A 15,311-nucleotide genomic window follows, 5' to 3' on the forward strand; every position below is an offset into this window, starting at 1 on the left:
TTGAAATGCAAAAAAACGAATGATTAAACAATTACTGCAAAAAGTATTCCGTCGTCGTGCCAGCGCGAATACCCACACTCAACTGCCTGCGGCGCAAGTCATCCAGGTAGGCAAGCATAAGATCAACCAGAAGCATATTAGCCAGGCCGCACTGAAGACCTGCGACCAACTGCAGAAGGCCGGTTTCCAGGCCTATATCGTCGGTGGTGCCGTGCGCGACTTGCTGCTCAATCATCCGCCTAAAGACTTTGACGTGGCAACCAATGCGACGCCTGAGCAGGTGCATAAGGTGTTTCGACGCTCGCGCATTATCGGTCGTCGTTTCCGGCTGGTACATGTGTTATGGGGGCATGAGACGATAGAAGTCTCTACTTTCCGTGGTCATCACTTAAGCGATGGTGACGCTGAAACCAACGATAGCGGCCGCATCATCCGTGACAACGTGTTTGGTAGTATTGAGGAAGATTCAGTGCGCCGTGACTTCACCGCCAATGCCTTGTATTACGACCCCAAGCGTCAGGAAGTGCTGGATTTTCATCATGGTGTGGCTGATGTGCGCGCCAAAACCTTGCGCATGATTGGCGATCCTGTCACGCGTTATCAGGAAGACCCGGTGCGCATGTTGCGCGCGGTGCGCTTGTCGGCCAAGCTGGGCTTGAAGCTGGAGCGTTCTACAGAAGCGCCAATACGCAAATTGGCTGATCTGCTGGAGGATGTGCCACCCAGCCGCTTATTTGACGAGATGTTAAAACTGTTCTTGTCCGGCCATGCCATCGAGAGCATTAACGCTTTACGTGCGCAGCAGTTGCACCACGGTTTGTTGCCTTTGCTGGATGTGGTGCTCGAGCAGCCACTTGGCGAAAAATTTGTCATGCTGGCGCTTAAAAATACCGATGAGCGCATTTTGTCTGGCAAGTCCTCTAACCCTAGCTTTTTGTTCGCTACCTTGCTGTGGCACGAGGTGCTGCAAGCCTGGCAAGAAAACCAGAAGCGCGGCGAGCATATGATTCCTGCCTTGCATGAGGCGATGAATGAAGTGATCGACAAGCAGGCCGAGAAAATGGCGATTCACAATCGTTATACCGCGACCATGAAAGAAATCTGGGTGATGCAGCCGCGCTTTGAGCAGCGCTCTGGCAAGCGCCCTTATGCCTTGTTGACCAACCCCAAATATCGCGCGGGGTATGACTTCTTGCTATTACGCTGTGCTTCCGGTGAATTACCACAGGAGCTGGGCGACTGGTGGACGCGCTTCGCTGATGCAGGTACCGATGAACGTACGGAAATGTTGCTGCCGGAAAGCGGCCCGAAAAAGCGCCGTCGCAAACCACGCAAGAAAAAGCCTGTGGGCGGAGACTTGGCTTAATGGCCATTGCGTTGATTGCGCTGGGCAGTAATTTGCAGCAGCCAGAAACACAGGTCAGCAAAGCGATTGCGGTGTTGGCCAGTACGCCAGGATTGACCTTGATGCAAGCCTCCAGCCTGTATGCGACGGCACCGGTGGGCTACGATAACCAGCCTGACTTTATCAATGCGGTGGTGCAGGTGGCGACCGAGATGCCAGCGCCGCAGTTGATGCAGTTATTGCTGGATATTGAGCAGACGTTTGGCCGTGAGCGCCCGTTTCCCAATGCGCCTCGCATTTTGGACCTCGACTTGCTGGATTATGAGGGCATACAGCTAGATACCGAGCTGTTGAAATTACCGCATCCGCGCATGCATGAGCGTGGCTTTGTCATTTTGCCGCTGGCTGAAATTGTGCCCGACTTTATGCTGCCACAAGGAAAGACTGTTGTAGAATGGACAGCAAAACACAAGCACGATGACGTGCGCAAACTGAATCCGAATTGAATCCGCTGAACGAGCAATCACCATGTTTACCCGCTTTCCTTATGTCGTTATTGAAGGTCCGATAGGCAGTGGCAAAACCACATTGGCCCGGATGCTGGCCGATCAGTTTTCAGTCGAGCTACTGTCTGAAAAGGCTGAGGCCAATCCGTTTTTGACCCGCTTTTATCAGGATGCACAGCGTTACGCTTTACCAACGCAGTTATTCTTCCTGTTCCAGCGTTCGCGCCAGATTGAAGATATGGCGCAGCGCGATATGTTTGGCCAGCCTACGGTGTCTGATTTCTTTCTCGAAAAAGACCCGCTGTTCGCACGTCTGAACCTGGATGATGAAGAGTATTCTCTGTATCACCAGATATATCAGCACCTGCAACTCAAAGCACCCAAGCCAGATCTGGTGGTGTATCTGCAAACGCCGGTAGACGCCTTAATGGATCGCATTGAGGAGCGCAATATCAGCTACGAGCAAGATATGCCGCGTGAGTATATTTCCCGTCTGGCCGAGGCGTATAGTGAATTTTTTCACGGCTACGATGCCTCACCTTTGCTGATTGTGAATAACGAAAAGCTCAATATTATTAAAGACCCGGAAGCGTTTAACTTGCTGATCGAGCGTATTGGCCAGATTAAGAGCAGCCGCGAATACTTTAACCCCAATTTTTAATTCAACCTGGCGGTATGGGCTACCATCATCGGCCCGTGTTGGCAGATTGATGGTGGAAACAGATGCTGAATACCCTTCTCACAAAAGCAGGTGCGGGCGAAAAAATTGCCATGCTCACTTGCTATGACGCCACCTTTGCCAAAGTGCTGGCATTGGCTGGTGTGGATGTCTTGCTGGTGGGGGACTCCCTGGGCATGGTCGTGCAAGGCGCGACCAATACGCTGGAAGTGACTATGCAAGACATGATTTATCACACCCGTCTGGTGGCCAGGGGCGCACCCGCCACTGTGATCATGAGCGACATGCCAGCGGGCAGTTATGAGCATGATCCGGCGACAGCACTCACCAATGCACAGACACTGATCGCGGCAGGTGCGCATATCGTCAAGATCGAAGGTGGTGGCAACATGGTTGAGACCGCACGTTACCTGGTCGACAATGGCGTGCCAGTATGTGCGCATCTGGGCTTTACGCCGCAGTCAGTCGAAAAGCTGGGTGGCTATAAAATTCAGGGCAAGACTGAAGAAGGCGCGCAAATTATGCTGGCCGATGCTCAGGCCATGGTGCGGGCCGGGGTGGATATGGTGCTGTTCGAGATGGTGCCTGCGGCGGTGGCTGCGCATATCACACAGCACATTGGTGTGCCAACGATAGGCATAGGCGCAGGCGCTGGCTGTAGTGGCCAGGTGCTGGTGTTGCAGGATTTATTGGGGATATATACTGGTCCGGCAGATAAAGCCCCACAAGACTACAAAGCACCAAGGTTCGCACAGAACTTCCTGCAGCAGGCGGGGAGTGTGCAACAGGCGGTGGTGGATTATGTGCAGGCAGTGAAGGCGGGGAGCTTTCCTGAGGCTAGGCATAGTTACTAGCTTGGTGTGGATGGGCTAAGAAGGTCATTCTTAGGTTTGTGTTTTGGTTAGTGTTTTGTTTCGCCTTTTCGGCGAGTTACTTTTCTTTGCTTGCCCAAAGCGAAGACTATTCTATGATTGATCTATTTCGCCCTTTCGGCGACCGTTCTTTCTTATGCTTGTCCATAAGAAAGAAGGCAAAGAACAAGACACCCCAGCTTCCGCTTTTATCCTGCGCTACTCGGCTTACCGGGCGTCCATCGAAACTCGCCCTGACAAGCCACACAAGACGTGGCTTGTTGCGGAGCTCAAACAGCCGATGGCCGAAGACTCCCGTCAACCCTGCGTTGCTCGGCGCGGCAGATGGGGACCCCGAACACCCGCGAGCGCCACCGTTTAGCAGGTTTAACAAAAGAATCCGGTTTTTAAACCGTCCAAACTAAATCCATGCAAGTTAGATGAGATAAGTCCCATCCCATCACGCTGAGTAGCGGAAACAAAATAAGAGAAGAGGGAGCGACTGTTCGAATCCCGCAGCAGCTCACGTTTTGTGTGAGCTGCCAGGTTGAGTTTCGTGACCGACTTATTTTGTTGAGCAACGCAAGGGAGCCGTAGGCCGTGATGGCTGGGTGCCCTCCTCTTTGGTTACTTTCTGAGGGGCAAGCATCAGAAAGTGACTCGCCGACAAGGCGAAAGAAACCGTACATAACTCAGCCAACATTACAGCCAAATCATTCACATATCAAACAACAAAAAAGGCGTCACCCCTCAGCATATTCGCTGGAGATAACGCCTTTTTCAGATCACACCAGTTATTGTTTGCGCTGGCGACGGCTAGCAGCCCCCATCAACAATAAACCAGCGCCTATCAGCGCGTAGGTTTCCGGTTCTGGTACCGTAGAAATGCTCACGCTGTCCAGGTCAAAACGCAGGTTGCTGCCACTGAAGCCTGCTGGCAGGCTGATGCCAAGCTGAACGCGGCCTACCTCATCAAATACCGCATCAAATGATTGGCCTGAGAAGCTGGTGAATGCCGGGTTGGATGGGTCAATGACCAGGTCGATGCGCGTCCAGGTGTTAGGCTCTACCCAGGTGGAAACAATCGCGCTGGCGCCAGGGTTGTTGGACGGGGCGGCAATACGGGCATAGGCTTGTAGGGCGATATCGGCATCGTGGCGGAAGTACCAGCTAAATACCAGGTCGTCACGCCAGTCACCTTGGAAGGCGCCATCGCTACAAGCTGCGCTCTCGCAGCGGAATAACACGGCTACCGAGCCAAAGGCGCTAGCTGTCGGGCTGGCGGTTGTGCTGAGATAGGCACCACCATCCGCGCCACCATTGGCAACAACCTGGTTAGGGTTGCTGCCGGTAGTCCAGCCGGAAAGACCGTCTGTGAAGGTTTCGGTGTATGGGGTGGTTAACGCGGCTGCCTGCCCGGCAAAACTCATGGTGGCGATCAACGCCAGGCTGGTAAATAAATGACGATACATGTGTTGTCCTCTTCGTGAAAATTATAATTAGTAATCAACTTGATAATGAGATTGATTATTATTTATTTTAACATGCGGTTTAACGTTAGCTCAAGGGAGTACTATCTGCAGTAATCGCTGCCTGAGCGGCCTTGCTTGTGGCAAAATAACGCCTTGGTTGCCGCTATGATGAATTTACTCTCACTCGAATCCTCCACCGAAACACTGTCACTGGCCTTGCAAACAGGGGCCGGCTTACACACATTTGATGAAGTCACCGGTCCTGCGGCATCGCAACGTATCCTGCCGGAAATTCAGCGTTTGTTGACGCAGGCAAATATCCAGCTGAGCGCATTGAACGGCATTGTGTATGGCACTGGCCCTGGTGCTTTTACCGGTGTGCGTGTGGCTGTCGGTGTGACGCAGGGACTGGCATTTGGTGCCCACCTGCCAGTGGTCGGCATCAGCTCTGTGCTGGCGGTGGCGGAGACTGCCTGGCAAGAGGCGCAGGCTGAAAAGGTGCTGGTATGCCTGGATGCGCGCATGGGTGAGGTTTATCATGCGGCATTTGTGCGACAAGCCGATGGCTGGCAAGAGGTTTTGCCGCCTGTGGTATGCAAGCCGCAAGATGTGCCTGCTGTGGAAGGCGCGGACTGGCTGGGCGCAGGGTCTGGCTGGCGTGTGTTTGAGCAAGTGTTGTCAGAAAAATATAGCGGCCAACTGGTGAGTGTGCGTCCGGAATTGATGCCTAAAGCTAGCGCGATGCTGATGTTGGCACAGCCATTGTTTGCAGCGGGCCATACCCAGGCTGCCCATGAAGCCGCACCATTGTATATACGTAACCGTGTCGCCTTGACGGCCGCTGAGCGTGCGCAAGGGCAAACGCTGTAACTGATATGAGCGCCTTGCCACAACAGCACGTCACGTTCCGCCCGATGTCTTATGACGACCTGGCTGCGATTAGCCGGATTGAGCCGACGATTTATAGTCATCCATGGACATTGGGAAACTTCAACGATTCACTCAATGCCGGGTATAGTGCCTGGGTGATGGAGATTGCCGAGGATATTGTTGGCTATGCTTTGGTGATGATGGTGCTGGACGAAGCACATTTGCTCAATCTCAGCATTGCCAAGCCATTTCAGGGCCAGGGCCTTGGACGTACTTTGTTGGCGCATATGGTCGATGTTTCGCAGCGTCATCAAGCGGCTAATATGTTTCTTGAGGTGCGCGTCAGTAATACCAAGGCGATTGCCTTGTATGAATCTATGGGGTTTTGTGAGATGGGCGTGCGCCGCAATTACTATCCCACCAAGACTGGCCGCGAAGATGCTGTATTAATGGGGTTGGCATTATGAACAGGAGTGCCTGGTGAGTTTAAGCCGTGAAGACATGTTGCGGGAATTGGAGTTGCTGCCCGTTTGGCGAGCACGCTCGCCTGCGCCTGCAAGCTTGTCGCCAGTGACGATTGCAGAACCCGTTGTCACGCTGGAAGCTGCTATAGCGGCCACCGCCGCGCCAGTCTCTGCGCCTGTTGTCGAAGCTGAAACAGAAGGGCTGAATATTGAAGCATCCCTCGCGGAGAGGCTTCAAGCGCCACTGGATGCATCGCCTGAGTTGAGTGAACCCAATTTGCCGGAAGTGGCCGCTGAGCCGTTGGTGCAAACGCCGTGGCTGCTTTATTGCCCGCACGCCAGTGATGCGCCGAGTCAGCGGTTGTTGCAAAATATTTTGCGTGCCTTGCAACTGCCGCTTGAGGAGATATCGCTGTATCAACAGTCATTGCAGCTGACACAAGTGAATACCCGCTTTTGCGTATTATTTGGTCTCGAGCAGGCAAATCAGTTTTTAGCGACAAATTATGCGGAAATGGCGGCTGTTCGTGGTCAGATATTGACATATGGCGACATGCTGGTGGTGGTTACTCATCACCCACAGGCCATGCTGGAAAATCCCTTGTTAAAGCGTGAAGTCTGGCAGGATATGTGTTTGTTGCTGGCCAGGCATGCAGCCGTGGCTGCTTGAAGAAATGTCTTTTAGCCCACATCTATAAAGTAGATGTGGTTTTATGATGAATTTATGTTTTTTTGACTGGAGTCTGACATGCGTCGATTATTAAATATGCTATTGCTGGTAGCTACCCTGAGCCTGTCTGGCTGTGGTTATAACCAGTTTCAAAGTCTGGATGAAGAAACCAAGGCCAACTGGTCTGAGGTATTGAACCAGTATCAGCGCCGTGCAGATTTGGTGCCTAACCTGGTGTCTACAGTGAAAGGCTACGCCAGCCATGAAGAAAAAGTGCTGACTGAAGTGACCGAGGCACGTGCCAAAGTGGGTAGCATGCAGGTCACGCCTGAGTTGCTGAATGACCCGGATGCGTTTGCCAAATTCCAGGCGGCACAAGGCCAGCTGACCAGTGCCTTGTCGCGTCTGATGGTGGTGTCTGAAAACTATCCTAACCTGAAAGCGGATGCCAGTTTCCGCGATTTGCAGGCCCAGCTTGAAGGCACTGAAAACCGTGTAACAGTCGCACGTAACCGTTATATTGAGTCTGTGAAGCAGTACAACGTGTCCGTACGTAGTTTCCCTAATAATTTGACCGCCATGATGTTTGGTTATCAGCCTAAGCCATCATTTACGGTTGAAAATGAAAAAGCGATTTCAACGGCGCCTAAAGTTGACTTTGGTGATGGTAAGTAATCGCTAACATGAGCGCTTGCTGGAAATCACTCCTGCTTGTCTGCTGCGTGCTGTTTGGCATTGCAAGCAGCCAGGCAGCCGATGGCCTGGTCGATATTCCGCCACTGCAAAGCGCAGTGACGGATTTGACGCAGACCTTGTCCGCTGAGGAGCAAGCAGCCCTGAATCAGAAGCTTAGCCAGTTCTCACAGCTGTCTGGCTCCCAAGTGGCTGTGCTGTTATTGCCTAGCACGCAGCCAGAGGAAATTTCGCAGTTTGGTATCCGCCTGGCCGATGCCTGGAAAGTGGGCCGCGAAAAGCAGGATGACGGCGTGATTATTATCGTCGCCAAAAACGATAGGAAAATGCGTATTGAGGTCGGTTATGGCCTCGAGGGTGCGATTCCAGATGCGATTGCCAAGCGCATCATCAGCGAGCAAATTGCACCTGCATTCAAGCAAGGCCAGTTTTACCAGGGCTTGAATCTGGCGACGGATACCTTGATCAAGCTGATTCAGGGCGAGCAGTTACCTGCGCCCACCAAACAAACGCGCCAGGCACATGCGGATGACTGGATGAGCATGCTGCCTATCCTGATGTTTGCCGCGATTATCGGCGGCGCCATCTTCAAGGGCATGCTGGGTGATTTTCCAGGTAGCCTGGTGACCGGCGGTTTGCTGGGTGGCTTGGCGGGCTGGTTAGGCGCGACAGCCTTGATTATGGGGCTGATCGGTTTAGCGGCATTTGTATTTACGCTGGCCATGGGTGGGCGTGGTGGTGGATCTTATGGCGCGTATCCTGGCGGCTTTGGCGGTTACTCCGGTGGTAGCCGTGGCCCGGATATTTTCAGTGGCGGCGGTGGCGGCTTTGGGGGCGGTGGCGCCTCCGGTGACTGGTAATCAACCTTGAGAGTCGTATGAAACCTGTACACCCGTTTAAACGCTGGTTCAAACATGCTTGGAGTCATCCTCGGCATGTCAAAGCCTTGTTTCCGCAGCACTCACTCAAGCAGATTGAATTGGCCATTGCACAAAGCGAGCATCATCACGCCGGTGAAATCCGCGTGGTGATTGAATCTGGTTTACCCACCTATGCTATCCTGCGGAGATTGGCGCCAAGGCAACGTGCGATCAATTTATTCGGCCATTTCAATATTTGGGATACCGAGCATAACAATGGCGTGTTGATTTACTTGCTGCTGGCTGACCATGATGTTGAAATTGTGGCCGACCGTGGCATACACCGACAAGTGGGAGACGCTGGCTGGCAGCAGATCTGCCAGCATATGGAAGGGATGTTCAGAAGTGGGCAGTTTGAAGCAGGTGTGGTCTATGGCATACAAGCAATTGGCGAGCAGTTGGCAAAGCACTTTCCCCCTGAGCACGTTCCGCGCAACGAATTACCTAATCGCGTGCTTATTCTCTAGTGGTGCGTGCATCCAAGCCGCTCACGCAGACCTGAACGATATCAACCGCATTTACCATACGGCGCCCTCATTAGCCTCTTTCGAGATTTGCCAGGGTGGCGGATGTGCTCAATTTGATACCCTCAGCCTGACCACTGCGGAATGGGAGAATGTCACGCGTTTATTTACCCCGCTACCTCACACTGCTGATGCTGAGCGCACAGCGATTGCCCAAGCCATCGGCATACTGGAAGATATTGTCGGTACTAAAATCGGCACCGCTGCAGACCGGGCTGGAACGTTTAACAATAGCGCCTACCAGCATCAGCAGGATTGCAACGACGAAGCCATCAATAGCACTACTTATATGCGCCTCATGCAGCAGGCTGGCCTGATACAATTTCACCAGATTTTAGATACCCGCACACGCAAGTTCTTTTTGACCGGTTGGCCACATAGTGCAGCGGTGATCCAAGAGGTCGACAGCAAAGCGGAGTATGCCGTCGACAGCTGGTTTTATGATAATGGTTACCCGGCAACGATAGTGCCCATGGCGCAGTGGAAGGAGGGCTATATTCCTACTGATAGCCCTATCTTGCATCGAGAAGCACCAAACGACCATTCCACCGAATAAGCGCGAGTGACTCAGCCCTGGTTTAAGGCTAAAATCGCGCTTTCAGATTCTAATTAAAAGTTATTTTATGCGCGCCTCACAATTTTTTATTGCTACCCAAAAAGAAGCCCCTTCCGACGCCGAGCTGATCAGCCACAAACTCATGGTGCGTGCCGGGCTGATCAAAAAGCTGGGCAGCGGTTTGTATAGCTGGATGCCGCTGGGTTTGCGTGTACTGCGCAAGGTTGAAAATATCGTGCGTGATGAAATGAACAAAGCGGGCGCGCTGGAGTTGCTGATGCCAGCGGTGCAGCCAAGAGAGTTGTGGGAGGAAACCGGCCGCTGGGCGGTGTTTGGTCCACAAATGCTGAAAATCCAGGACCGTCATGAACGTGATTTCTGCTTTGGCCCAACCCACGAAGAAGTAATTACTGACATCGCGCGCAAGGAAATCAGCAGCTACAAGCAGTTGCCGCTGAATTTCTACCAGATCCAGACCAAGTTCCGTGACGAGATCCGCCCGCGTTTTGGTGTGATGCGCGCGCGCGAGTTTTTGATGAAAGATGCCTACTCCTTCCATACCAGTGCAGACTGTCTGGTGAATACCTACAACAGCATGCACACGGCTTACAGCAATGTATTTACGCGCCTGGGCTTGAAGTTCCGTGCCGTGAAGGCCGACTCTGGCGCCATTGGTGGTGATGGTTCACAAGAGTTTCACGTGCTGGCAGATAGCGGCGAAGATGCGCTGGCGTATTGCGAGCAGTCTGACTACGCCGCCAACGTCGAGTTGGCCGAGGCGGTTGCTACCGGTAGCCGTGCCGCCGCCAGTGAAAGCATGCGCGAGGTTGATACGCCCAAGCAAACGAGCTGCGAAGACGTCGCCAAATTGCTGGATGTGCCAGTGAGCAAAACCGTTAAATCTGTTGCGCTGATGGTGGATGACGTATTTACCCTGGCCTTGTTGCGTGGCGACCACCAGCTTAACGAAGTGAAGTTTAGCAAGGTAGACGGCGCGAAGGACTTCCGCCTGGCGACTGAAGAAGAAATCCGTGCCAACTTGAGTTGCCCACCTGGCTTTATTGGCCCGGTTGGCGTTAACGCCAATGTGCGCGTAGTGGCCGATAGAACAGTGGCACTCATGAGTGATTTCGTTTGTGGCGCCAATAAACCTAAGTTCCACCTGGCGGGTGTGAATTTTGGCCGCGATTTGCCAGAGCCATCCATCGTGGCGGATATCCGCAACGTGGTGACTGGCGATGCCAGCCCGGATGGCAAAGGTACTTTGGATTTGTGTCGCGGGATTGAAGTTGGCCATATTTTCCAGTTGCGTACCAAATATTCCGAGGCCATGCAGGCGACTTACCTGGACGAAAATGGTCAGACACAAGTGATGGAAATGGGCTGTTATGGCATCGGCGTGTCACGTATCGTCGGTGCAGCGATTGAGCAGGGCAACGACGAAAAAGGCATTATTTTTCCATTGAGTATGGCGCCGTTTGCAGTGGTGATTTGCCCGATTGGCCTCGACAAGAGCGACGCAGTAAAACAGGCCGCGTTTGACCTCTATGCCCAGTTGCAACAAGCGGGTGTGGATGTGTTGCTGGATGACCGTGGTGAGCGTCCGGGTGTCATGTTCGCCGAAAGCGACCTCATGGGTATTCCGCACCGCGTAGTGATTGGTGACCGTGGTTTGGCTGAAGGCAAAGTCGAATATAAGGGCCGCACCGATGCTGAGGCACAAAACTTGCAAGTGATTGATTGTGTGACCTTTTTGCGTGACAAACTTGGTCAGTAATTAGAGGGATTTCATCCCTCTGTTTGGCGCCTGTGGCGGGATGAATTTGATTACAATAGACGCAATGAAAAAAGCATTCTTCTTTTTGTTTGCCTTGTTGCTGGCCGGCCTGTGTGCATGGTCAGCGCCGACTATGGCTGGCAACCAGAAAGAGGAGCCGCTTGCTAATAGCGTCAAGGCGCTGATGCAGAAGTCTGTCAGCGACCTCGCTGCGCCAAGATTGTTATTTGATAACGAGCTGTCGGCACAACAATGGTTGCAGGATATGTCTGCCCGCCTGGCCAAGCGTATGCCTGATGCGCAATACCGTGAAGATTTCCTTAAGTCTGTACACTACGAAGCCACACGTGCAGGGCTGGATCCGCAAATGGTGTTGGGCCTGATTCACGTTGAAAGTGGGTTTAAAAAATACGCGGTATCCAGCGTGGGCGCACGCGGGTATATGCAGGTGATGCCATTCTGGGTGAAGTCGATTGGTGTCAACGAACACAATCTGTTTGATATGCGTTTAAACCTGCGTTACGGCTGTACGATTTTGCGCCATTACCTGGATATCGAACGCGGCGATTATTACCGTGCGCTGGGCCGTTATAACGGCAGCCTGGGCAAACCGGACTACCCGAATCTGGTGGTGGGTGCCTGGCGTAATCACTGGCATTATGCACCTGCTTTAGATACCCCCAAGCTGAATGTTGCCAGTCAATAACCGAATAAAACAGATAATAAAAAACCGCGCCTAGGCGCGGTTTTTTATGATTGGCGTTCAAATTTATTTGACGATTTTAAAGCCATAGTAGGTGCCAAATTCACCTTCTGGCTCGTGGTAGACAAACATCATGCCGTTGGTATATCCCAGGCCATTAAAGTGATTTTGTGAACGTAACTTCATGGTGGCAGGCAGCGCACTTCTGCCGACAAACTGGCCATTCAAATCAAAAATCAATACGGCTTTGTGATCGACATCCAGCAAGGCTAGCTCATTGCCAGCCACGCCTGTAAAGGCAATGTAATGATCACTGACATCGTCGTGTGCGACTTGTGCTTTGGCAAAGTCGAGTTTGATTTCCTGCAGTTTTTCGCGTTGTTTGGCATCGACGACAAATACCAGGTTGCCTCTGTCCTGCTTGGCATAATAATGCTTGCTGGCCGGGTCGTAGCTGGGCATGGTGCCCGCATCGCCAAAGGCAGGGTTAAACTGCGCCACATCGCCCGAGGTGCCTAATAACTCGCCTTTGTCGCCAACAGCCAGGCTATAAATGCCAGTGTTGGGTGAAAAACCTACCGCGCTGGAAATATTATAGGTAATGGTTTCCAGCTTGCCGGAATTCGGGTTGTAGTACAGAGAGCGATTGTCATAGCCAGGTTTTGCCGAGTTGACATAGCTGCCGTCTGCCGTAAACGCATGCACCTCAGACTTTGAAATTGGCGCCTCGAACTCACTGCCCATCGGGGCCAGGCCACCATCGGCAATGTAATAGTGTTGATTGCTGGGCAGGTAGGCCACTGACATTGGACGTGTGGTTGGCTTTTTGACCAACGGGATTTTTACGCCGACTTCTGCCTCAGGCAGAATCTCAGCATGGGCGGTGAGCGTCAGGCAAGAGAGTGCCAGTGCGCTCAACGTTTTTTGGGGGAATTGCATATCTCCGTCATCCTGTTTTTATTGGTGATTGATAGACTCTATTTTAACGTGCAAGTTTAAGATTTTGCTGACGGCATGCGCGTAATCAGCATGGCATCGCCATAACTGAAAAAACGGTAAGACTGGTCAATTGCATGCGCATAAGCCTTGCGCATCAAATCATAGCCGCCAAATGCGGATACCAGCATCATCAAAGTGCTTTTCGGCAGGTGAAAGTTAGTGATTAATCTATCCACCAGCTTGAACTCAAACCCAGGCGTAATAAAAATATTGGTGTCACCATGATGCGCAAACAACTTGCCCACATGTGCCGCACTTTCCAGTGTGCGTAGCGAAGTAGTGCCGACTGCCGTAACGCGTTTGCCATTGGCGCGTGCGTTGAGAATCGTACTAATCGTTTCCTCAGGCAAATGATAAACCTCACTATGCATATGATGCTCGGCAATATTGTCCACTTTCACTGGCTGGAAAGTACCCGCGCCCACATGCAGCGTCACGTAGCGTACATGCACGCCTTTGTTGATGAGCGCCTGTAGCAAGGCTTCATCAAAATGCAGGCCAGCCGTCGGTGCCGCCACTGCCCCCGCATGCTTGGCAAACACGGTTTGGTAACGGGTGTCATCTGCGGCATCCGCCTTGTGCTCAATGTAAGGCGGCAGCGGCAACTGGCCATATTGCTCCAAAAAGTCATACCATGACTCATTGCCCAGCAGGCGGATATGAAACATATCAGCATGCCTGCCTAACACCTCAGCCTGATAGTCGCCCGACAAATGCAACAAACTGCCCGCTTTGGGCGAGCGTGAAGACTTGATTTGCGCATAAGCCTCTTGTTCAGACAGTACGCGGTCTATCATCACCTCAATCTGGCCGCCAGTGGCTTTTTGCCCAAACAGTCTGGCTTTGATGACTTTTGTGTCATTGAGAACGAGCACATCGCCCGCCTCAAAGTGGTCGGCAATCTGGCGGAAATAACTGTCCTGTATAGTTTGCTTTATCGCATTGACCTCCAGCAGGCGACTTTCTGAGCGATTCGGCAGTGGATGTTGTGCAATCAGGTGTTGTGGAAGATAAAAATCGAAATCTAGAGTTTTCATAAATCAAAATTATGGTTATAATAGCTGTCTTTGAGATGTCCAACATTATATCCCATGCCGGGATGGCGGAACTGGTAGACGCACTGGACTCAAAATCCAGCGCCGCAAGGCGTGCCGGTTCGATTCCGGCTCCCGGCACCATGTAGTTGTACAAAGAAGTCCAAAGCAATTCAATTTAGCCCGTAAATCAATGACTTACGGGCTTTTTTGTGTCCAAAGCAGTCCAAAGTCGTCGTTTGACATCCAGTATTAAACAGGGGTAACTTAGGGTGTAACAAAATCTACCCCATTAGGAGTTACCCCGAAATGGCACTTTCTGATACAGCTATACGGAATGCAAAACCTGCCGAGAAGCCATATAAGCTCTATGATGAGCGCGGGCTGTACTTGATCGTCAATCCCAACGGCGGCAAATGGTGGCGTTTGAAGTACCGTTTAGATGGTAAAGAGAAAACAATCTCACTTGGCACTTACCCCGAAGTTACCCTAAATGATTTTATCCCATGCGATCCCGAGTGTTAGTGATCAAATCAGGCCGTACTCTCATTGGAGGGATTGCCTCTTTATGCTGGATAGGGATTGTTGGCTTCATAGCTCTTAAAGACCCAGAAGCGCTTCATAAAATGACCCCAAATGAGTGGGGCGATTTTTTAGCCGGCTCCTTCGCGCCTCTGGCATTTCTCTGGCTTGTACTGGGATACTTGCAACAAGGGGATGAGCTTCGCCTCAGTACGGATGCTCTACGTCTGCAAGCTGAAGAGCTGAAAAACTCCGTCCAACAGCAACGGGATTTAGTTGAGATCTCGCGTCAGCAAGTTGAGAGTGAACGTGAGACACTTGCGTATGAAAGACGGCTCAGAGAGGAACTTTCAAAGCCTAGTTTTTTGGTGTTTGGTGCTGGGGGGTCTTTTCACGGAAATGGGTATTCTACGTACAACATTTCTATAAGTAACTCTGGCCATGATGCTACAGCCTTTTCGGCAAAAATAAACTTTATGGGCGAGGGTTGGCGTGAGGTAATGAGTTATCCACTTTTTTCTAAGGGTGCTATTTACACTGCTGGAGTGGCTCGTGCCACTCCGTTAGTAGATGGTGACTCATTTATGGTACTGAGTTTTGCAGATGGCCTGGGAAAATCAATAGAGCTTACCTACCGAGTAGGGCTTGATAGCAACAATTCCAATGCATGTTTAATTTTTGAGAACATAAATGGCTGACTTGCTTTCCAAAGCTACCATTAAGAGA

General features: G+C 51.8%; 18 protein-coding genes and 1 tRNA gene. 16 read left to right on the plus strand and 3 right to left on the minus strand.

Annotated elements, in window-relative coordinates; translation table 11 throughout:
• The first annotated feature begins 19 nt into the window (after positions 1–19).
• The 4 genes from pcnB (at position 20) to panB (ending at position 3,384) form a co-directional block, all read left to right on the plus strand.
• A complete protein-coding gene (gene pcnB, locus OH31_RS10440; protein ID WP_024930679.1) occupies positions 20–1,366 on the plus strand; it encodes a polynucleotide adenylyltransferase PcnB in 1,347 nt (448 codons plus the stop codon).
• Complete coding sequence (gene folK, locus OH31_RS10445; RefSeq protein WP_024930680.1) at positions 1,366–1,851, plus strand: 2-amino-4-hydroxy-6-hydroxymethyldihydropteridine diphosphokinase; 486 nt, start codon at positions 1,366–1,368, stop codon at positions 1,849–1,851. The genes pcnB and folK overlap by 1 nt, the downstream gene beginning before the upstream one ends.
• A 22-nt stretch (positions 1,852–1,873) precedes the next feature.
• Positions 1,874–2,512 (plus strand): deoxynucleoside kinase, encoded by a 639-nt coding sequence (locus tag OH31_RS10450; RefSeq protein ID WP_081755152.1) that lies wholly within the window; start codon positions 1,874–1,876, stop codon positions 2,510–2,512.
• A gap of 62 nt (positions 2,513–2,574) precedes the next feature.
• Positions 2,575–3,384 carry a 3-methyl-2-oxobutanoate hydroxymethyltransferase gene (gene panB / locus OH31_RS10455; protein WP_024930682.1) on the plus strand — a complete coding sequence of 270 codons (810 nt, stop codon included), beginning with the start codon at positions 2,575–2,577 and terminating at the stop codon, positions 3,382–3,384.
• A 791-nt stretch (positions 3,385–4,175) separates the two neighbouring features.
• On the opposite strand, the gene OH31_RS10460 is transcribed toward panB, so the two are convergent.
• Positions 4,176–4,853, minus strand: coding sequence for a PEP-CTERM sorting domain-containing protein (locus OH31_RS10460; RefSeq protein WP_024930683.1), 678 nt, complete (start codon positions 4,851–4,853; stop codon positions 4,176–4,178).
• Between the two features lie 168 nt (positions 4,854–5,021).
• On the opposite strand from OH31_RS10460, the gene tsaB reads away from it, so the two are divergent.
• From tsaB to OH31_RS10505, 9 genes are all read left to right on the plus strand, one after another.
• Positions 5,022–5,723: a tRNA (adenosine(37)-N6)-threonylcarbamoyltransferase complex dimerization subunit type 1 TsaB gene (tsaB, locus tag OH31_RS10465; RefSeq protein ID WP_024930684.1), complete on the plus strand. Its 702-nt coding sequence runs from the start codon at positions 5,022–5,024 to the stop codon at positions 5,721–5,723.
• Between the two features lie 5 nt (positions 5,724–5,728).
• Complete coding sequence (rimI, locus tag OH31_RS10470) at positions 5,729–6,190, plus strand: ribosomal protein S18-alanine N-acetyltransferase (protein WP_024930685.1); 462 nt, start codon at positions 5,729–5,731, stop codon at positions 6,188–6,190.
• 13 nt (positions 6,191–6,203) lie between these two features.
• The gene (locus OH31_RS10475) at positions 6,204–6,857 is read left to right on the plus strand and encodes a hypothetical protein (RefSeq protein WP_242402258.1); all 654 of its coding nucleotides are present in this window, start codon (positions 6,204–6,206) and stop codon (positions 6,855–6,857) included.
• 78 nt (positions 6,858–6,935) lie between these two features.
• On the plus strand, positions 6,936–7,532 hold the full coding sequence (locus tag OH31_RS10480) for a LemA family protein (RefSeq protein WP_024930687.1): 597 nt from the start codon (positions 6,936–6,938) through the stop codon (positions 7,530–7,532).
• An 8-nt stretch (positions 7,533–7,540) separates the two neighbouring features.
• Positions 7,541–8,410: a YgcG family protein gene (locus OH31_RS10485; protein WP_024930688.1), complete on the plus strand. Its 870-nt coding sequence runs from the start codon at positions 7,541–7,543 to the stop codon at positions 8,408–8,410.
• 17 nt (positions 8,411–8,427) lie between these two features.
• Positions 8,428–8,937 (plus strand): TPM domain-containing protein, encoded by a 510-nt coding sequence (locus OH31_RS10490; RefSeq protein ID WP_024930689.1) that lies wholly within the window; start codon positions 8,428–8,430, stop codon positions 8,935–8,937.
• Positions 8,843–9,550 (plus strand): hypothetical protein, encoded by a 708-nt coding sequence (locus tag OH31_RS14440; protein ID WP_242402259.1) that lies wholly within the window; start codon positions 8,843–8,845, stop codon positions 9,548–9,550. Before OH31_RS10490 ends, OH31_RS14440 begins: the two co-directional genes overlap by 95 nt.
• 67 nt (positions 9,551–9,617) lie before the next feature.
• Positions 9,618–11,327 carry a proline--tRNA ligase gene (locus OH31_RS10500; RefSeq protein WP_024930691.1) on the plus strand — a complete coding sequence of 570 codons (1,710 nt, stop codon included), beginning with the start codon at positions 9,618–9,620 and terminating at the stop codon, positions 11,325–11,327.
• 64 nt (positions 11,328–11,391) lie between these two features.
• On the plus strand, positions 11,392–12,033 hold the full coding sequence (locus tag OH31_RS10505) for a lytic transglycosylase domain-containing protein (protein WP_024930692.1): 642 nt from the start codon (positions 11,392–11,394) through the stop codon (positions 12,031–12,033).
• Between the two features lie 63 nt (positions 12,034–12,096).
• On the opposite strand, the gene OH31_RS10510 is transcribed toward OH31_RS10505, so the two are convergent.
• On the minus strand, positions 12,097–12,969 hold the full coding sequence (locus OH31_RS10510; RefSeq protein ID WP_024930693.1) for a hypothetical protein: 873 nt from the start codon (positions 12,967–12,969) through the stop codon (positions 12,097–12,099).
• A gap of 56 nt (positions 12,970–13,025) precedes the next feature.
• Positions 13,026–14,066: a tRNA preQ1(34) S-adenosylmethionine ribosyltransferase-isomerase QueA gene (gene queA, locus OH31_RS10515; RefSeq protein ID WP_024930694.1), complete on the minus strand. Its 1,041-nt coding sequence runs from the start codon at positions 14,064–14,066 to the stop codon at positions 13,026–13,028.
• A 56-nt stretch (positions 14,067–14,122) separates the two neighbouring features.
• Between queA and OH31_RS10520 the strand changes: the two genes are divergently transcribed.
• The 3 genes from OH31_RS10520 to OH31_RS14585 all read left to right on the plus strand — a co-directional run bounded on the left by OH31_RS10520 (position 14,123) and on the right by OH31_RS14585 (position 15,283).
• A tRNA-Leu gene (locus OH31_RS10520) sits at positions 14,123–14,207 on the plus strand.
• A gap of 165 nt (positions 14,208–14,372) precedes the next feature.
• Entirely contained in the window at positions 14,373–14,588 is a 216-nt protein-coding gene (locus OH31_RS10525; RefSeq protein ID WP_024930695.1) for an Arm DNA-binding domain-containing protein, read from the plus strand.
• Positions 14,582–15,283, plus strand: a complete 702-nt coding sequence (locus tag OH31_RS14585) for a hypothetical protein (protein WP_024930696.1) — start codon at positions 14,582–14,584, stop codon at positions 15,281–15,283. The genes OH31_RS10525 and OH31_RS14585 overlap by 7 nt, the downstream gene beginning before the upstream one ends.
• Positions 15,284–15,311: the final 28 nt, after the last annotated feature.

The sequence above is a fragment of the Methylophilus sp. OH31 genome (assembly GCF_000576615.1).
Taxonomy (GTDB): Bacteria; Pseudomonadota; Gammaproteobacteria; order Burkholderiales; family Methylophilaceae; genus Methylophilus.